The organism is Roseivirga seohaensis subsp. aquiponti (assembly GCF_001267955.1).
Classification (GTDB): domain Bacteria; phylum Bacteroidota; class Bacteroidia; order Cytophagales; family Cyclobacteriaceae; genus Roseivirga; species Roseivirga seohaensis.
The window spans coordinates 378,006-396,218 of record NZ_JSVA01000010.1 but is presented as its reverse complement, the minus strand read 5'-3'; the positions used below and the strand labels follow the sequence as shown (position 1 = coordinate 396,218).

The following is an 18,213-nucleotide window of genomic DNA, read 5'->3' as shown; positions in this document are numbered from 1 at the left end:
GCAAAAATCCGTTTATTTTTGGTCGAATTTATTTTAAAGAAATGAACATACCAGAAAACTTATTGTATACCAAAGATCACGAGTGGATTAAGGTTGAAGGCGAAGAGGCAACAGTTGGAATTACTGATTTTGCTCAAAGCGAGCTTGGCGATATCGTATATGTTGAAATTGAAACAGAAGGAGATTCGCTTGACAAAGAAGAGGTATTCGGCACCGTTGAAGCTGTAAAAACCGTTTCGGATCTATTTATGCCCCTTTCGGGTGAAGTAAAAGAATTTAACAGCCAGCTTGAAGATGCACCAGAGACAGTGAATTCTGACCCTTATGGAGAAGGTTGGATGATCAAAATCACAATGAGTGATCCTTCAGAAGTAGATGGCCTTATGGATGCTGCTGCTTACAAAGCATTGATCGGTCAGTAGATCCAGTTTACCCATTGCGCTCGTTTATTAAACAATATTGGGCCAGCGTATTATGGGCCATAGTATTGGCAGTATTAATGCTATTGCCTCAAGATTCTTTTCCAGAGTCTAAATTACTTTCTTATGACAAACTAGCCCACTTGGGTGTTTTTGGAATTCTGAGTTTTTTAGTGCTCCTAGGTAAAAGAAATAAAGAAGACAAAGTACGGCTTGAAAACAAATCCTTAATAAGGACGTTAACTATATGCATAGTTTACGGACTGGTTTTGGAATCATTGCAGTCCGTTGTACCTGGTAGAATGACAGATATTTATGATTTGCTCTCAAATACAATTGGAGCTATTGCAGGTGTCGTAGTTTTTTCTACTTTTATAAAATATTAGTTTGCGAATACCAAACTAATAGCATAGTTTTAAAAGTGTAACTAAAAGAGATTATGGAAGCTAAAAAGACTCCGTCAGCAGACTTGAACAAAAAGTCTAGCCTATTCTTAGCAATAGGTCTGCTAGTGAGCCTTGGTATTACATTCGCTGCCTTTGAATGGAAGAAAACTGAAAAGGGTGAGCTAATGGACCTAGGTATGGCAACTGACGATTTTGAAGATTTAATTGAAATCCCACCAACCGAGCAACCACCACCACCACCGCCTGTAAAACAGCAGCCTCAAATTATTGAGATTCCTGATGAAGAGGAGATCGAAGAGGAAATCGAGATCAATTTGGATGTGGAAATCACTGAAGAGCAAGAGGTTGAGGAAATTGTTTTTGAAGAAGAACCTGAAGAGGAAGTAGGAGATGAGATATTCCTTATTGTTGAGGAAAACGCTGAATTCCCTGGAGGTGATGCTGAGTGGAACAAATTCTTACAAAAGAACCTAAAATACCCTCGTTCAGCTCAAAGAATGGGAATTGAAGGTGCTGTATTTTTATCTTTTGTAGTTGATAAAGAAGGTAAAATTTCTGACATCACTGTAACTAGAGGAATTGGAGGCGGCTGCGATGATGAAGCAGTTAGAGTTTTGGAGTCATCTCCAAGATGGACCCCAGGAAAGCAAAGAGGTAGAGCCGTTAAGTCAAGAATGGCCATCCGAATTCTTTTCAAACTTAAGTAATTTTAGAAAGCCCAATTAAGTTGGGCTTTTTTTAGTACTACATAAACTAGTTTTTTAGTTTTATATTGAGTATATTTAGTTAATGATTCTACAAACGAAAAAAAAAGAAAGAATCAATAATCATATTTCTAACCTTAAATGATAAAACTATGGAAGCTAAGAAATCTCCAGCGGCTGATATAAACAGAAAGTCAAGTCTGTTTTTAGCCATCGGCTTATTAGCAAGTCTAAGTATCACTTTTGCTGCTTTTGAATGGAAGCAACATGAAAGAGGTGACCTAATGGACTTAGGTATGGCACTCAACGATTTTGATGATTTAATAGAAATCCCGCCAACAGAGCAGCCACCTCCAAAAGCCCCTCCTATTCAACAACCAAAAATTATATCAATACCAGATGATGAGGAAATTGATACGGATATAGAAATCAATATTGATGTGGATATATCGGAAGATACAGAAATAGCCGATCTTGTTTTTGAAGATGAGCCAGATGAAGTGGTATCAGATGAACCATTCCTGATTGTAGAAGAGATGGCTAAATTTCCTGGAGATGGCTGGAATAAGTTCCTAAACGATAACTTAAAGTATCCGCGCCAGGCTCAACGGATGGGGATTGATGGTGCAGTAGACCTTTCCTTTGTGGTAGACGCTAATGGTATAATTTCAGATATTGAAGTAACCCGAGGCATTGGAGGCGGTTGCGATGAAGAAGCGATTCGTGTGCTTAAATCTTCGCCAAAATGGATTCCAGGAAAACAACGAGGTGTTGCTGTAAAATCAAGAATGGCCATCAGAATTAAATTTAGACTTAAATAGAAGAATGCCCAACCCTGTTGGGCTTTTTTGGCACCTTTATAACTAATTAATTAGTTTAAATACAAAATCATGGAAACTAAAAAGAACACTCAAGTAGATATTGAAGGGAAAAGACCTCTTTTTCTCGTCATTGGTTTAACCGTTAGTTTAGGCATAAGTCTAGCAGCTTTTGAATACAAAACTCTACCAGTAGAACCATTTGTATTACCCTATGATTCACAAGATCACAGAAGCTTTGACGAGCCTCCTATTACAATCCACGAGCCACCAAAGCCTATTCAACAGCCTGTACTTATAGAAGTTCCTAATGTAGAAGAGCTTAATGAAATCGTTGATTTTACCTTTGAAATAGAACCCAATAACATTGAAAATTTGGTATTGGATGAAATCATTACAGAAAAAGCCGAAAAAGCTGAAGACCCATTCATCGTTTTGGAAAAAGAGGCTTCCTTTCCCGGAGGCAATGAAGCTTGGGCTAAATTTCTAAATAAAAACTTTAGGTATCCAAGAAATGCCCAGAAAATGGGGATTGAAGGTAAGGTAATTCTCACTTTCAATGTTGCTGCCAATGGCGAAATTTCAGATTTGAAAGTCGTAAGAGGTATTAGTAAAGATTGCGATGCAGAAGCCATTCGAGTACTTAGTAAATCTCCGAGGTGGAATCCAGGTGAGCAGCGGGGAATTCCAGTGAAATCGCCAAGACAAGTGACTATTCATTTTAAACTCAATTAATTCATACAACGCAAGAAGCCTGCTTTAAAGGCAGGCCTCTTATTTATTTCGTGTAGATCGAATTCAACCAAGCTTAAATCACATTTAAAAGCTGCTCTTTAATCTTTTCTAACTCGTCCTTCATACACACTACAAAACGCTGCATAGGCGCGTAATTAGCTTTAGAACCAATTGTATTTATTTCCCTTCCTATTTCTTGAGAAATGAAATTCAGTTTCTTTCCTTGCGAGTTTGTCTCTTTCAAAATTTCTAAGAAGTAATCAAGGTGAGCACTCAAACGAACGAACTCTTCACTTACATCTAGCTTCTCAATAAAGTAGATCATTTCCTGTTCGAATCTATTCACATCAAACTGATCAGATCCTACTAAATCTTTTTGATGACCTTCTATTCGTTCTCTTATAGATACTAACCTCTCTCCTTCTACTGCCTTAATATCATTTAGATAATTCCCAATATTTTGAATATAGGATTCAAGCTCAGATTGAAGTTTTGCTCCTTCTTGCTCTCTAAACTCATTACAGTGAGCGATAGCGGCAATTAAATTTTCTTTGGTGAATTCCCATTGTTGGGTAATTACCTCCTCATTTATACCCGATCCCGACATTACTTCTGGGCTGTGTAGAGCCAACCTAAAAAGGTCTCTTTTTTCGGCCCCCACCTCAGTAGCAAGTTGATCATACTCATTATAATACGACTTGAATAATGCATGATTCACTTCCTGTTTTGAAGCTTCGGCATCGTCTGAGCTCATCTCGATACTTACCGCTACTTTACCTCTCACCAACTCAGAGTTCAATATATTTCTGATCTCAAGTTCTTTGTCTTGTAGGTGTCTTGGCAGACGAATTTGAGCGTCAAGAAATTTAGAATTGAGAGAGCGAATTTCAACAGAAACTTGCATTGCGCCTTTCTGCGCTTTAGATAGGCCGTAGCCCGTCATTGATTTAAGCATGTAAATTGGTTTTAAACAACTTGCGAAGTTAAGCCTATTCAGCCAATCTCAAAAAGTAATTAAAAATCGTACCCAATTGATATTTGAAGTTTTGGATTTCCAACATTGAAATCTTGTATAGGCCAAGCTAAGTCGAGCCTAGAGAAAAAACCAAAGAGCATGGTTCTCATTCCTACTCCAGCGCTCTGTAGCCATGGATTACTAAAATCATTAATTACACCAGAAAAAGGAGAGCCAGGGACTACAATTTCCTCTGTATTCACATCATTTCGAGCTTGAAAAGCAGAAATCTCATACCAAGCAGAACCTATATCGTAAAACCCAAGGAACTGAAGATTTCTAATAAAGCTAGACTTAGTATCGGCAGTAGCCAAAAACTGATTTACTGGTAACCTAAGTTCACCAGACAAGGTCAGTACCGTACTTCCCTGAAAAGTATTATATGAATAACCTCTAAGGTTAGTGAACTGATTGAATAAAATATCACTGTTATCATTTAAGGTTTGTAACAGGAAAGGATCAGGTTCAGAACCTTCTACGGCCTCCCTCTTATTAAAGGCCCAATTATCCACCCCCCCTAATAAATAGGATTTTGGTGCTTTTCCTCCATAATGCCCAAAAAACACTCTGCCTGCTAAGTAAACACCTTTGGTAACCCTTTGGTAATGCCTAATATCTGCTTCAATTTTATTAAATCCGACCGCATTTTTATTCAACTTTGAATGTGACTCAAAGGTCAATTTAGCTCTAGTTCCTTCATGAATATTGGTTCCGCCAGTCAAGCTGTTATCAAAAACAACACTTGTATTCAGGCCTAAATAATTAGCCGTTTTTTCTGCCACTATTCCCGAGGGTGCATTAAGTAGTAACAAGTAATCTAAATCAATATATCGGGTTTGCTCGAAGAAGGGACTCACCTCAAGCCTTAGGTAAGGACTAAATGGGAAGGCCGCCCCCAACTCAAATCGATTCAGGTTATATCGTTGGGATTGTGTTGTTGTATTATCTCTTAATAAAATTGACTTACGAAAGTACTTCGCTTTTATGTCGATAGCTTCTTTAAGATATTCGTACTCCAAAAAAACATCAAAACCACTATTGAAATTATAGGGCACTAAAGCGCCTCCATGCAGTCTATGGTTTTCCAAATAATCATTCATCTGAATTTCCAACAACTGCGAAAAAGATCTCAGTTCGTCTATTACGAATGATGTTACTACATTATTGGTCTGGAAACGAGGTTCGTATGCATTCGGCCCTTCTATTGTATTTTTTAGACCTCTATTTTGATAAAGGCTTAAGAATGACCTATTGGTCCCTTCATCAGAAACTGGTGCTTCAAACTTATAGTCTTTAGAGTTTACCTTCGATTCATTCTTAAACACATAATTCTCAGTATCAATAGCACCTAATTTTAAAGAATCAATCTTTGGCTGTTTTGGTACTTCAGTTATTTTTTTGGCTTTGTTTAGACTATCTGTGTTTTCAGTATCCAACAATCTCTTTCTTCTAATTTCACTTAGTATTCTGATACTTTCAAGCTCCCTTCGTGGTGTAGCTGTCGTAAATATGTGTTGAATATTCCCCAAATTCTCGAGGTAAATAACATCCTTAGAGTCGAGTGTAGATATAAAAGCTATTCGATTATTGTTCTGGTCGATAGTAAACTCTTTGATTCCAAAACTGTAATTACTCATTTGCTTACTGATTGAGTCATTTACAGTATGTAGATAAAGGTTATTCACGCCCTGTTGGTCGCTCAAGTAATAAATTTCATTCAGATTTTTTGCAATGGGATTAGATTCTACTGAAAGAGAGTTTGTTAGTTTTCCGTATACGCTATCGACTAAGTCTAAATCGTAGGTATAAAGATTAAACTGGTTAGAACTTACATCTTTTAAATCAATTGGCCCTTCTACATAAACACTGTCTGTTGGTCGGTTAGAAGAAAATAAAACGACATTGGACTCTGGTAAAAAGCTAATATCTCGATCATCATAACTATCATTTGAAATCCTTCTGATCGTTCCTCTATTTACTAAGAACAAATAAGCATCGCTTTTTCCGTTTACAACGCCTGTTAATGCTGCTAACCTACCACCTTGCTTAAACTCAAAACTCTGAACCTGGCTTATGGTAGGAATGGCCAATACCTGCTCTCCTTTTGCTCCAACTCTCTTAATGGTTACTGTGTTTCTTCCTTCAGAATAGGCAACAATTCCCAAAGTAAATTCATCTACCCAGCTTAAAAGGGGGTAATTACTATTCACTTCCTGTGCCAATAACTTAATTCCACCTTTGTAAAGCACCATCTCTTCTCGAGAGTCCATGTTAATTACTCTCACTTCGTACTTCCCATTGTCAAACACAGTGTAGGCTAGCAAAGAGCCTTCTGCATTAAATTTTAAATGGCCGATTGTAGATGTTTTTGATCTACTTCCAGAAATTATCTGTGATTCAGGAAGTCTCTTATAACTCTCCATTATACGGAGGTTCATTTGGGAGTAAAAGGCTTTCCATCCCTCCATGAAGTCTTTATAAGGAACTCCCAGCGTTTTGGAAATACTGCTCTCCTCATCTTTAACAATTCTAGCTAAGTTCAGAATATTTGAAATATCTCTCTTTCCGTAGGTTTGGGCAATGTAATTCCAAATTGACTGACCTAATAGAAGATTAGCTTCTTTGCTTAGTTTCGAAAATTTGGCAGGCTGTTCTTGCAACACATAATCTCTTGCCATATCATCCATCTCTTTGTTCCATCCATAGGCTACATAAGCAGAAACACCATCGATAAACCAATTGGGGATTGGCGATGAAAAGGTTGACTGAAACATTTCAGCTATGTTTCCACCAAACCACATTTCCTCAACCAACATTTTGGTGAAATTGAAAACGAGTTCCTCTTTAAACGAAGCATAATCTCCAGAAAAAGCCACTTCAACTTGAGATTTAACGAAGTCGGTTTGACCTCCGATTGTAAAGTCATCTCCTTTAACACCTACATTACTCTGCTGCTTTTCGGCTATAGAGTTGTATAAAAATATTCTAGTTTTAGAATATGGAAAGAATCCAATTGTTTCGGTTACCCTGCTAAATTCAGATTCTAAATAACCAATTGATTTCTTTGCCAAATCTTCTCCACCGTCATAATAGTAAACTTCAAAATTGTTCGATTTTAAGTATTTCCAATTAAAGTATTTGTACTGAATTCTATTCTGACCGTATTCTTCACGATATACCTGCGCCTCAGAAGAAAAAGGGATAGATAAAAAACCAATGGCTGCAATGGCTATTATGAATGGGTAACGTAGAGATTTAAACATATATCTTCTTTACAGAAAAGACTTTTAATATAACGAAAAAAATCGCTCAATATTGACCTCACTATCTATGCCGTTTTCGTTTGTTAAAAACTCTGTTAACTGCTTAGCGTAATAAGGAACGAGAGAAACTCCCTTGGTGCCAAATCCATTAAAAGAAATAAGACTTTTAAATTTTGGATGCTGCCCAATAATGGGTTTTCTATCTTTTGTTGCGGGCCTTACACCAGCCAACTGATATTCAATTTCATACGGAAATTTAACCAGCTCGTTTAATTTATGTACTAACACGTTTTTTGCTTCAATGGTTGGCTTTTCATCCAAATTTTGATGATCATAAGTAGAGCCAACTTTGCAAAGTCCGTTTCCTAAAGGAATTACAAAAACACCTCTGTTGTGGATTACCCTTAAGTTCTCTTTTGTCTTGATTATCAAGAGTTCACCCTTTACAGGCCTTAACGGAATCCAACCGAAATATTGTTCCTCTAGCGATTTATGACCGTTGCAAAAAACTACCGACTTACATTTTATACCCTGATAACTGGCAAAACCCTCTTCTAATTTTAAGTGAGCCGGATTAAAATACCCCTTTGTCAAACTTTTTCTCTCGACTAGAAACTTTGCAGAAACCTCCAAAAGCTTACCGGTATCTACAAAACCAGATTGATTTAACAGAATTCCACCAAAATCATCACTCACTTGACTTCCATAAGCCGAACTATTATGTACGGCCTGTACATACCTAGAGTAATCGATATCGGCACTTTTCCCCATCCATTCATTTAGTTCTTCTGGAGAAATAAACGGTCGATAAATAGGAATATCATTGACAAAATCGGCCTCTAACTGTTGTTGAAGTTTAGGATAATAATCCGTTAGGTAACCAAATAAGTTATCTGCATTCCAAGTTTTGACCATTTTACGACCAGTCACAGGATTATAGAGACCACCCGCAATTTTTGAGGAATTGGAAAGCAACGGATCATCAAAAACCATTACACTACAACCCGCATTTATCAAGTGATTGGCCAAGATACTTCCTGCCAACCCTTGCCCCACTAGAATATAATCCACTAACATTGGCCGAATTTAAACCAACATTTTTTGAATAATGGCTATTATTAAATGAAATTTGAGCAAAACAGTAATTTATGATCAAGATTAAGCCTTTCACTTTTAACCCTTTTATGGAAAACACCTATATTTTGTTTGACGAAACAAAAGAAGCGGTAATCATAGACCCTGGATGTTATGAGAAGGAAGAACAAGATGAACTGGTTAAATTTATTGAAAGTGAAAGTCTTATGGTGAAATCGCTCCTAAACACTCACGGTCATATCGACCATGTTTTGGGTAATGATTTTGTGAAGCGAAAGTTCAACGTTGACCTAGTTATTGGTGAACACGATGAAGAAACACTTCGATCTGTAGGCGCTTATGCAGCCAATTATGGTTTTCAGAATTATACGCCTGCTCAACCTAACAAATTTTTAAAGGAAGGCGACACTGTAAAATTTGGCAACAGCGCACTAAAAGTTTATTTCACCCCAGGCCATGCACCGGGCCATATTGTTTTTGTAAACGAAGAAGAAAACGTTTGCATTGGAGGCGATGTACTCTTTGAAGGCAGTATTGGAAGAACAGATTTACCCGGTGGCGATTTTGATACTTTAATTAAAAGTATTCATAATAAACTCTTTAAGTTTGATGATGAGATGATAGTTTACCCCGGGCATGGCGGCCCTACAACTATTGGAGACGAAAAAGCCACTAACCCATTTTGTGCTCTTAAAAAATAACCTTTGGAACCCATCAAAAAAGCCATCCCAAACCTGTTTACCTTAGCGAATTTAAGCTGTGGAACAGTCGGTATAATTCTTTCTTTTCAGGGGGAAATAGCAACAGCATGCTACCTTATTTGGTTGGCGGCTGGTTTCGATTTCCTCGATGGTTTTTTAGCGAGAATCCTCAAAGCACAATCCGAAATCGGTAAGCAACTGGATTCATTAGCTGATTTGATCACTTTCGGTTTGCTACCCGCTATTCTTTATTATCATATGCTTGTGGGTAAAATAGATTCGCCACTTGAGTATGCCGGAGTACTCATTGCGGTTTTTTCTGCCTTACGCTTGGCAAAATTCAACATTGACGAAAATCAAACCACAAGTTTCACGGGTTTGACCACCACAGCAAATGGAATTTTTACCAGTACACTTCCTTTAATTATTGTTGGAGATACATTTATGAGCGACTTTCTAGCCAACGAATGGGTGCTTTTTACTTGTGTTATAGTATTTTCACTGTTGATGGTTGCGCCTGTCACTTTGCTGTCATTTAAGTTTTCAAACTTTACTGCAAAAGATAACTGGCAGCGTTTTTTACTGATTCTGGTAAGCATCATTTTAATTGTGATTTTCAAAACTGCCGCAGTTCCTTTAATCATTGTTGTTTATCTTTTGCTTTCGCTGCTCACCCAGCCAGCACATAAGAAAGTTGTTTAAATAACGTTGAGCTTCAAGACATGGCCAGTCGATTACGATCAAAACATATCTTGCTCATCGCCTTCTTTATTCAGGTATTTATTGGCGTTGCTACTGCCCAAAACTCAAGTGTTTTAGCTACTGGCAAATGGGTAAAAATGAGCCTCGACAAAGAAGGGGTTTATCGGATTAACCAAAACACCCTAAGCCAAATGGGGTTTGATATCGGCTCCATTAATCCGCAGAACATTGCCATTTACGGAAGTAAGGGAGGAATGCTTCCACAAGCCATTTCAACATCTAGAGATGTGCTTCGAGAAACCGCCATATTCGTTTCTGGAGAATCTGATGCTACTTTCAACTCTGAGGATTACATTCTATTTTATGTAGATAGAGTGAATGAACTAGAATTCGACCCTTTGACTAATACTTTTGAGTCTATTCAAAACCTCTATGCAGATGAGGTTCATTACTTCATTACAGTAAAAAACAATAAAGGATTACGTATTGAAAATCTACAAAATTTAGGCACCAACTTACCTGAGGTCAATACTTTCAACAAAATTATTCGGCACGAAAAGGACGTGAAAAATATTCTTGGTTCTGGAAGAAAGTGGTTTGGAGAAAGTTTCAATATTAATAATGAATTGAGCTTCGATTTTCCGCTTACCAACCTAGCCACCAACGAAGCAATCAAATTTCGGCTTCATGCTTTAAGTCAGGCATTCAATAATACATCACTTACCGCAAGCCTCAATGGTCAATCCATTGGTCAGCTAGATTTTTCTGCCATTCCAGATACACGATATGGCGTTAAGGGAAACGAATCCTCGGGCTTATTCCAAGTAAACTCAACCACCTTTTCTATTGCAAATCAGCTCAATCTAAAATTAACTTTCGACCAAGGTGGCTCCAATAATGCGGTGGCCTATCTTGATGGTTTTCTTTTGGACATACCCACCAAACTTCAATACGGAGGCGGTTCAATTCACTTCCGAAGTATAAAATCACTTGATCAACCGATAAGCACATTTAAATTAACAGAGGCCAACCAAAACCTAATGGTTTGGGACATCACTAATCCGTTAAATGCGAAAAATCAAACCTATAATTTAAGTGGATCAGAGTTACGCTTTGGTGCTTTTTCAGATGAACTTCACGAATACGTTGTTTTTGAAGCTGCACTTCAGCCTCTTCCTACAAAATTTGAATCCTTGACCAATCAGGATTTAAAAGGAAGTGTAACACCAGACATGGTTATTATTTCTGCACCAGAATTTTTAACCGAAGCCGAAAGATTAGCTGCTTTCAGAAGAAACGAAGATCAGCTTTCTGTATTGGTAGTTACTCCTCAACAAGTGTACAATGAATTTTCTGCTGGAAGACAAGATGTAACAGCCATTCGTGATTTCATTCGTCACTTGAAACTAAAAAGTGATCAGCTAAAGTATTTACTGCTTTTCGGCAAGGGGTCATATGATTACAAAAACAGAGTTGAAAACAACACCAACTTTGTTCCTACCTATGAGTCCAGAAGCTCAATTCATCCATTGACCTCCTATTCATCTGATGATTATTTTGGTTTTTTAGAAGATGATGAAGGCGAATGGGAAGAAAATACAGCTGGCGACCACACTTTGGATATTGGCATTGGGCGTATTCCAAGTACAACTTTGGGGCAAGCCAAGAGCACAGTCGACAAAATCATCAATTACCAAACTAGCCCAGAAAGCATTGGAGACTGGAGACGAAGATTGGTTTTTGTAGCCGATGATGGTGATAACAACTTGCATCAGCGCGATGCTGATCAGTTAGCTACTCTGGTCGACACTACATATTCGGGCTTTAACGTGAGAAAAATTTACCTCGATGCGTACGAGCAAATCCGATCCCCCAATGGTGAATCTTCTCCAGAAGCAGAACAAGCTTTGCTTGACGCTGTTGAACAAGGCGTTTTGATTATGAACTTCACAGGCCATGGTGCAGAAACCGGCTGGATGCAAGAGCGAATTCTCACTACCGAATCTATTGAAGATTGGAAAAACATAAACCGACTCCCACTATTAGTTACCGCCACCTGTGAGTTTGCCAGAAACGATGACCCCACAATTTTTTCTGGTGCCGAAAAAATAATGTTCAAACCAGATGGAGGCGCAATTGCTTTAGTGGCCACCGCGCGTCCCGTATTTTCCTCTTCCAATTATGCCTTAAACCAAGCGCTCTACAAAACCATTCTAGAGCAGCCTAATGGTAATTTCCAGCGGCTTGGCGACATCATTCGCTATACCAAAAACAATGCGCTGAATGGCGCTAACAACAGAAATTTCATCCTTTTAGGAGATCCAAGTATGCGCTTGGCTTACCCCAAAAATGAAATCACAATCAGCAGTATCAACGGTAAATCACCATTGGCTCAAGCAGATACCTTGAGTGCGTTAGAAAAAGTGAACATCATAGGTCAAATTGAATCCAACGGCCAACGCATAGAAAACTTTAATGGCGAAGTCACATTTAGTCTTTTTGACAAACGTAGTGTGCGGCAAACTATCGGAACAGAAAGCGAAAAGTTTGAGTACTTAGAGCGCAACAGTCAGCTTTTTAATGGTAAAGCATCTGTAACAGATGGTGTGTTTATGATAGATTTTGTAGTGCCTAAAAACATCAACTATCAATTTGGAAGTGGTAAAATGAGCATGTACGCCTTGAATAAAAGCTTAGAAGACGCATTCGGAGCCAAAATAGATTTTATTCTCGGGGGCACGGCTCAAAACATTTCTGAGGATAGAACTCCACCAAACATTAGCATTTTTATTAATGATTCTACCCGAGTAGCTACCCCTGTGGTAAAACCTGATGCTACACTCATACTCAAATTATTCGATGAAAGTGGAATCAATATTTCAGAAAATGGAATCGGCCAAAACCTATCGGCCACGTTAAACGACTCTATTACTTATAATTTAAATGGTTTTTATAATGCTAAAAAAGATAATTTCAGAAAAGGGGAAGCATTGTTTCCTTTGCGCAATTTACCTCTGGGAATCAACACTTTAGAAATTAGAGCTTGGGATAATTTCAACAACTTAGCAAAGAGCAGTTTTGATTTTGAGGTTACCGATGAAAATTCTATGGTTATCACAAAAATAAACAGCTATCCTAATCCGTTGGTAGAGCATACTACTTTTAATATTTCGCATAATAGCGCAGGAGAGCCTTTAGAGTTGACGATTGAAATCATAAATGCACAAGGTGAAAATGTAGTTTCGTTACATTCAGAAATTGAAAGAGGTTCGAATACTGAAAGCATTACATGGAACGGTTTAGACAGTTCAGGAGTTAAGTTGGGCAAAGGAATTTATGTTTACAATGTGATCTTGATGTCTAAAAACAACGGAAAAACGCACACCAAGCGCGATAAACTTATTATTTCATATTAGTTTTATAATAGTATCTTTGAAAAAAAATTACATGAAAATTAATATTAGGATCGTAGCAATCCTGGTTTTAGCCGTCATTTTTTCGTTTCCTTCCGTGGCCCAGAATTCTGGTACAATCTCAGGACAGGATACCGACAAGAACGTAATCACTACTGCTGTTCCCTTCCTGACTATTGCGCCAGACCCAATCTCAGGAGCCATGGGTGATGTAGGAGCAGCCACAGCGCCTAATGCCAACAGTATTCACTGGAACCCTGCAAAACTCGCTTACCTAAACAACGATTATGGCTTCGCATTTTCTTACACACCATGGCTAAGCAAGTTTGTAGACGACATGTCGATCTCTTATTTATCAGGCTATAAAAAAATTGATGACAGTCAGGCTTTTGGATTGGCCATGACTTACTTTGATTTAGGAGATATTCAACTTACGGATGGAGTAGGTAATAACCTTCAGATGATTAATCCTCGTGAATTCTCAATTGCGGGAACCTACTCACGAAAACTGAGCAATGATTTGAGTATTGGTGTAACAGGTAAATTTGTTCATTCCAACCTTTCAGGAAACATCACCACTAGTCCTGTAATGGATCCTAAGCCAGGCACTAGTATTGCGGCCGACATTGGAGTGTATTATAAAACAGAAATGAATGTATTGGACAAACAAAGTCAGCTTTCATTTGGAGGTATTATTTCGAACATCGGTGCTAAAATCTCATACAATACTGCCGATGAAGAAGACTTTATTCCAACGAATTTAAGGTTAGGAGCTGCTTTGGCCAGTTTCCTCGACCCGTACAACAAAATTACCTTCGCCTTAGATTTCAATAAATTGATGGTTCCGACCCCTCAAGAAGACGGTAGCCACAGAGACAAATCTTTAATAGGCGGTATTTTTGGTTCCTTTGCCGATGCACCAAACGGCTTTAATGAAGAGCTTCAAGAAATCATGATTTCTTTTGGAACCGAATATGAATACAAAGAGACCTTTGCGATTAGAGCTGGGTATTTTTCGGAACACCAAAACAAAGGAAACAGAAAATACTTTACAGCTGGTGTAGGCTTTAAAGTTAAAAAATTAGGAATTGATTTCGCATATCTGGTTCCTACACTTCAAGAACATCCACTGGCCGAAACTTTACGTTTTGGACTTACTTACAACCTTGACAAAAAAGCCAAGTAAAACGAATGCTCGATAGAACAATCGCCCCTGGGTTTAAACCCATCAAAAAAGTTACTATTCCTCAAGTTCATTCAACAGTACTTTCAAACGGAAGGAAAGTTTTCTTTTTGAATGATCCAGCGGTAGAGGTATTTAAAATTGATTTGGTAATTCCTTGTGGAAGTTGGTTTACTGAGAACTATAACCTGATTTCATTCGCGCTAAAAATGTTGAATGAAGGCACCACTAATCGTAATGCTCATCAGTTGGCCGAAGCCATTGATTTTATTGGAAGTTTTGCCGAATTCTCACCAGGTTTCGATCAGAGTACAATTTCATTCTACGGTCTTTCTAGGTTTTTCGATAAGAATTTAGCCCTGCTTTCCGAAGTAATAAGCAACCCTAGTTTTGACGAACAACAGTTTGAAACCTTAAAGAAAAAAGAGGTTCAGCGGTTAAAGCTAAATCTAGAAAAAAGCAGCTATTTATCTTCTGTGGCCTTAAGGAGCTCTCTTTTCGGACTCGATCACCCTTATGGAAAAAGTAATAGCGTAGAAAAAATACAGGCCGTTCAACTTTCAGAAGTAAAAACCTTTTTTGCTTCAAACTTTAGTTACTTCGATATTATGGTTTCTGGGAAATTACCAGACAACTTTGTTGATAGCCTTGAGTTGAATTTCGGCAAAAGCCAAGTAAAAAAAGTAAGCTTGCCAGAATACGAAATTGCAAAAACAGTAGCTCACTTAAACGAAATCCGTAAGCCTACATTTGTTCAGTCGTCTATAAAAATAGGTAAAGTACTCTTCAATCGTGCTCACCCTGATTACATGAAATTCACCGTGACAAATGAGCTTTTAGGTGGTTTTTTTGGCTCGCGCTTAATGAAAAACATTCGTGAGGACAAAGGTTTTACCTATGGAATTCATTCACATCTCTATTCCCTTAATCAGGAAGGATACTTCAGCATTGGTACTGATGTGAATAGCGAAAACGAACAAGCCACTATTGACGAGATTTTTAAAGAAATTACTAAACTTCAACAAGAATCTGTTGGAGAAAATGAGTTAGAAACCGTAAAAAACTACATGGCGGGTTCATTTGCTGGCTCGGTAAATTCGCCTTTTGCCATCATGGAGAAATTCAAAGCGGTGTATTTTCAGGGAATGGATATGAGCTTTTACGAGCAGTACTTAAGTGCTGTATACCAAGTCACCAGCGAAGACATCATTCAAATGGCAAATACTCACTTTCAACCTGAGAGTTTTTATACTTGTATTGCTGGGCCAGAAAAGTAGTAAAAATCCCGAACCTATACAGATTCGGGATTTACATCTCCTAATGTTGGTTATAGACTTTGGCAACAATACGCCAGCCACTCTCAAATTTCAATAAACTCAGGTAATCTGTATACACTTGCTTACCTTGGTTGAAAAGTTCTATTTTCACTTGGGCAGCACCGCCTGTAACATCCACCGAAGCAAACTTATGTTCCCATTTGTTCTTCGGGTCCTTAGTATCATAATTATTAGCTTTTCTTTTTGCAACACCATCTGCCCAAACAGCAATGGGGTATTTGCTAATACTTTCGCCTTTGGCAGAATAGATGGCAAAGTCTTCGTGAAAACCCTTTTTCATGGCTTCTGCGTCCAGTTCATTGAACGCCCCATGCACATAAGATTTTAATACTAAATCTTTAATAGCCTCTTCTTCAGCCTTGTTCTTTGCTTCATGATGAATAAAAACAAAAGAAGAAAACCCCAATAGGCAAAAAATGACTAGTATGTAATGACCCTTTTTCATAATTTTTATTTACGTTAGTGATTACATAAATATAACTGATTTTTTAGTTTTAGGTTACAGAATCCCCACATCATCTTTAGGTGCCGATACCTTCACACCAAGGCGTTGTTTTTATGATCTAATTGTTACTTTTGCCAACAAATTAAATCACCCTATGGAAATGGAATTGAAAAAAGTAGCCCTTAATGACCTCCACGAAAAACTTGGAGCTAAAATGGTACCCTTTGCAGGTTATAACATGCCTGTTCGCTATTCATCTGATTTAGAAGAACACAACACGGTAAGAAATGGCGTTGGAGTTTTTGACGTTTCGCATATGGGTGAATTTGTTATAGAAGGGCCCGAAGCCCTTGACCTTATTCAGCGAGTAACAAGTAACGATGCCTCAAAGCTAGTAGATGGCCAAGCGCAATATTCTTACCTACCAAATGAAGATGGCGGTGTAGTAGACGATTTGCTGGTATACAAATTCAAAGAAGAGAAGTATATGCTTGTAGTGAATGCTTCCAATATTGAAAAAGATTGGAACTGGATTAGCAAGTACAATACGAAAGGCGCCATTATGAAAAACGTTTCGGACAGCCATTCTCTTTTTGCTGTTCAAGGCCCTAAAGCTGTAGAAGCACTTCAATCACTTACTTCTGTAAATCTATCTGACATTAAATTCTACAACTTCGTAGTAGGGCCTTTTGCAGGCGTAGAATACGTAATCATTTCAGCCACGGGTTATACTGGTGCTGGTGGTTTTGAAATTTACGTAAGCAACGAGCATGCTGAACAAGTTTGGAATGCCATTTTCGAAGCAGGTGCGGCCTTTGATATTAAGCCAATCGGCCTTGGAGCTAGAGATACTTTGCGTTTAGAAATGGGGTACTGCCTTTACGGAAATGATATTACTGACGAAACTTCGCCATTAGAGGCAGGCTTAGGTTGGGTAACTAAATTCACCAAAGAATTCACTAATTCTAAAAACCTTCAAGCGGAAAAAGAAGCGGGTGTAAAACGTAAACTTGTTGCCTTTAAAATGATTGACAAGGGTATTCCAAGAAGCCATTATGCATTAGAAGATGCCAGCGAAAACACTATAGGTGAAGTAACCTCTGGTACCATGTCACCTTCACTGGGTTATGGAATAGGTTTAGGCTATGTAACTATTGAAAACGCTAAAATAGGAACTGAAATCTATGTGGCTGTAAGAAATAGAAAGCTTAAAGCCGAAGTGGTTAAACTTCCTTTTTATAAAGCTTAATTAAAGCACCATATAGCGCCAATACATGAAAATAGACGTTTGTTATACCCCCGAACTTATCCATCAGTTTGAGGTTGAAAATAAAACCGTAGTAGTGATTGATATTCTCAGGGCTACTTCGTGTATGGTTGCCGGATTGGGTTCGGGTATACAATCTATTACACCAGTAGCCACCGTTGAAGAATGTGAGGCACTTGGCGCACAAGGTTTCATCATGGCGGGTGAACGAGGTGGGGAAAAGGTAGAGCAGTTCCATATTGGTAACTCTCCATTCGACTACATGAAACCTGAAATGAAAGGTAAAAAAGTAGCCACCACCACCACCAATGGTACACAAGCCATTGAGCTTTCGAAAAATGCAAAAGAAGTGATTATAGGCGCTTTTCTTAATCTAAGTGCAGTAGTAAATCATCTGATGAAGTCAGAAAACGATGTGTTGCTATTCTGTGCAGGCTGGAAAGGAAAGTATAATTTAGAGGATAGCCTTTTTGCCGGGGCAGTTTGTAATGCGCTAAAGCAAAATGCTGAATTAGAAAGTGATTCAGCATTATGTGCTTTTTTCTTATATCAATCAATGGCTAGCGATCTGGCCTATTACATCAATAGGAGTAATCACGCAGCAAGACTTTCTAAATTCAATGTAAAAGAAGACATTGAATATTGTGCACGACTGAATGAGTTTAATGTAGTTCCTAAATTAGTGGGTTCAGAACTTACAGTTTAATGT

General features: G+C 38.1%; 16 protein-coding genes. 12 read left to right on the top strand and 4 right to left on the bottom strand.

The genetic code is table 11. The features are described from left to right. The first annotated feature begins 41 nt into the window (after positions 1 to 41). The 5 genes from gcvH (at position 42) to OB69_RS11265 (ending at position 3,083) form a co-directional block, all read left to right on the top strand. Positions 42 to 422: a glycine cleavage system protein GcvH gene (gcvH, locus tag OB69_RS11285; protein WP_053223825.1), complete on the top strand. Its 381-nt coding sequence runs from the start codon at positions 42 to 44 to the stop codon at positions 420 to 422. A gap of 14 nt (positions 423 to 436) precedes the next feature. Then, positions 437 to 805: a VanZ family protein gene (locus OB69_RS11280; protein WP_053223824.1), complete on the top strand. Its 369-nt coding sequence runs from the start codon at positions 437 to 439 to the stop codon at positions 803 to 805. 53 nt (positions 806 to 858) lie between these two features. After that, positions 859 to 1,533 carry an energy transducer TonB gene (locus OB69_RS11275; protein ID WP_053223823.1) on the top strand — a complete coding sequence of 225 codons (675 nt, stop codon included), beginning with the start codon at positions 859 to 861 and terminating at the stop codon, positions 1,531 to 1,533. A 149-nt stretch (positions 1,534 to 1,682) separates the two neighbouring features. Next, complete coding sequence (locus tag OB69_RS11270) at positions 1,683 to 2,351, top strand: energy transducer TonB (protein WP_053223822.1); 669 nt, start codon at positions 1,683 to 1,685, stop codon at positions 2,349 to 2,351. A gap of 69 nt (positions 2,352 to 2,420) precedes the next feature. After that, complete coding sequence (locus OB69_RS11265) at positions 2,421 to 3,083, top strand: energy transducer TonB (RefSeq protein WP_053223821.1); 663 nt, start codon at positions 2,421 to 2,423, stop codon at positions 3,081 to 3,083. A 73-nt stretch (positions 3,084 to 3,156) separates the two neighbouring features. On the opposite strand, the gene OB69_RS11260 is transcribed toward OB69_RS11265, so the two are convergent. Genes OB69_RS11260 through OB69_RS11250 form a run of 3 tightly spaced genes read right to left on the bottom strand, consistent with a single transcriptional unit; the run spans position 3,157 to position 8,438 of the window. Then, complete coding sequence (locus OB69_RS11260) at positions 3,157 to 4,038, bottom strand: YicC/YloC family endoribonuclease (protein WP_053223820.1); 882 nt, start codon at positions 4,036 to 4,038, stop codon at positions 3,157 to 3,159. 59 nt (positions 4,039 to 4,097) lie between these two features. Continuing rightward, on the bottom strand, positions 4,098 to 7,361 hold the full coding sequence (locus OB69_RS11255) for a hypothetical protein (protein WP_053223819.1): 3,264 nt from the start codon (positions 7,359 to 7,361) through the stop codon (positions 4,098 to 4,100). A 24-nt stretch (positions 7,362 to 7,385) separates the two neighbouring features. Further along, complete coding sequence (locus tag OB69_RS11250; RefSeq protein WP_053223818.1) at positions 7,386 to 8,438, bottom strand: NAD(P)/FAD-dependent oxidoreductase; 1,053 nt, start codon at positions 8,436 to 8,438, stop codon at positions 7,386 to 7,388. A 71-nt stretch (positions 8,439 to 8,509) separates the two neighbouring features. Between OB69_RS11250 and OB69_RS11245 the strand changes: the two genes are divergently transcribed. The 5 genes from OB69_RS11245 to OB69_RS11225 are packed head-to-tail and all read left to right on the top strand — an operon-like array spanning position 8,510 to position 15,732. Beyond that, positions 8,510 to 9,157, top strand: a complete 648-nt coding sequence (locus OB69_RS11245) for an MBL fold metallo-hydrolase (protein ID WP_053223817.1) — start codon at positions 8,510 to 8,512, stop codon at positions 9,155 to 9,157. 3 nt (positions 9,158 to 9,160) lie between these two features. Then, a complete protein-coding gene (pssA, locus tag OB69_RS11240) occupies positions 9,161 to 9,859 on the top strand; it encodes a CDP-diacylglycerol--serine O-phosphatidyltransferase (RefSeq protein ID WP_245620803.1) in 699 nt (232 codons plus the stop codon). A 20-nt stretch (positions 9,860 to 9,879) separates the two neighbouring features. After that, positions 9,880 to 13,275 (top strand): type IX secretion system sortase PorU, encoded by a 3,396-nt coding sequence (porU, locus tag OB69_RS11235; protein WP_053223816.1) that lies wholly within the window; start codon positions 9,880 to 9,882, stop codon positions 13,273 to 13,275. 31 nt (positions 13,276 to 13,306) lie between these two features. Further along, positions 13,307 to 14,458: a type IX secretion system outer membrane channel protein PorV gene (gene porV, locus OB69_RS11230; protein WP_053223815.1), complete on the top strand. Its 1,152-nt coding sequence runs from the start codon at positions 13,307 to 13,309 to the stop codon at positions 14,456 to 14,458. Positions 14,459 to 14,463: 5 nt separating this feature from the next. After that, entirely contained in the window at positions 14,464 to 15,732 is a 1,269-nt protein-coding gene (locus OB69_RS11225; protein WP_053223814.1) for a M16 family metallopeptidase, read from the top strand. Positions 15,733 to 15,772: 40 nt separating this feature from the next. Here the strand turns inward: OB69_RS11225 and OB69_RS11220 are convergent, their stop codons facing one another. Next, positions 15,773 to 16,237 carry a nuclear transport factor 2 family protein gene (locus OB69_RS11220; protein WP_053223813.1) on the bottom strand — a complete coding sequence of 155 codons (465 nt, stop codon included), beginning with the start codon at positions 16,235 to 16,237 and terminating at the stop codon, positions 15,773 to 15,775. A 154-nt stretch (positions 16,238 to 16,391) separates the two neighbouring features. Between OB69_RS11220 and gcvT the strand changes: the two genes are divergently transcribed. Next, the gene (gene gcvT / locus OB69_RS11215; protein ID WP_082338157.1) at positions 16,392 to 17,486 is read left to right on the top strand and encodes a glycine cleavage system aminomethyltransferase GcvT; all 1,095 of its coding nucleotides are present in this window, start codon (positions 16,392 to 16,394) and stop codon (positions 17,484 to 17,486) included. A gap of 25 nt (positions 17,487 to 17,511) precedes the next feature. Continuing rightward, positions 17,512 to 18,210 (top strand): 2-phosphosulfolactate phosphatase, encoded by a 699-nt coding sequence (locus OB69_RS11210; RefSeq protein WP_053223812.1) that lies wholly within the window; start codon positions 17,512 to 17,514, stop codon positions 18,208 to 18,210. Positions 18,211 to 18,213: the final 3 nt, after the last annotated feature.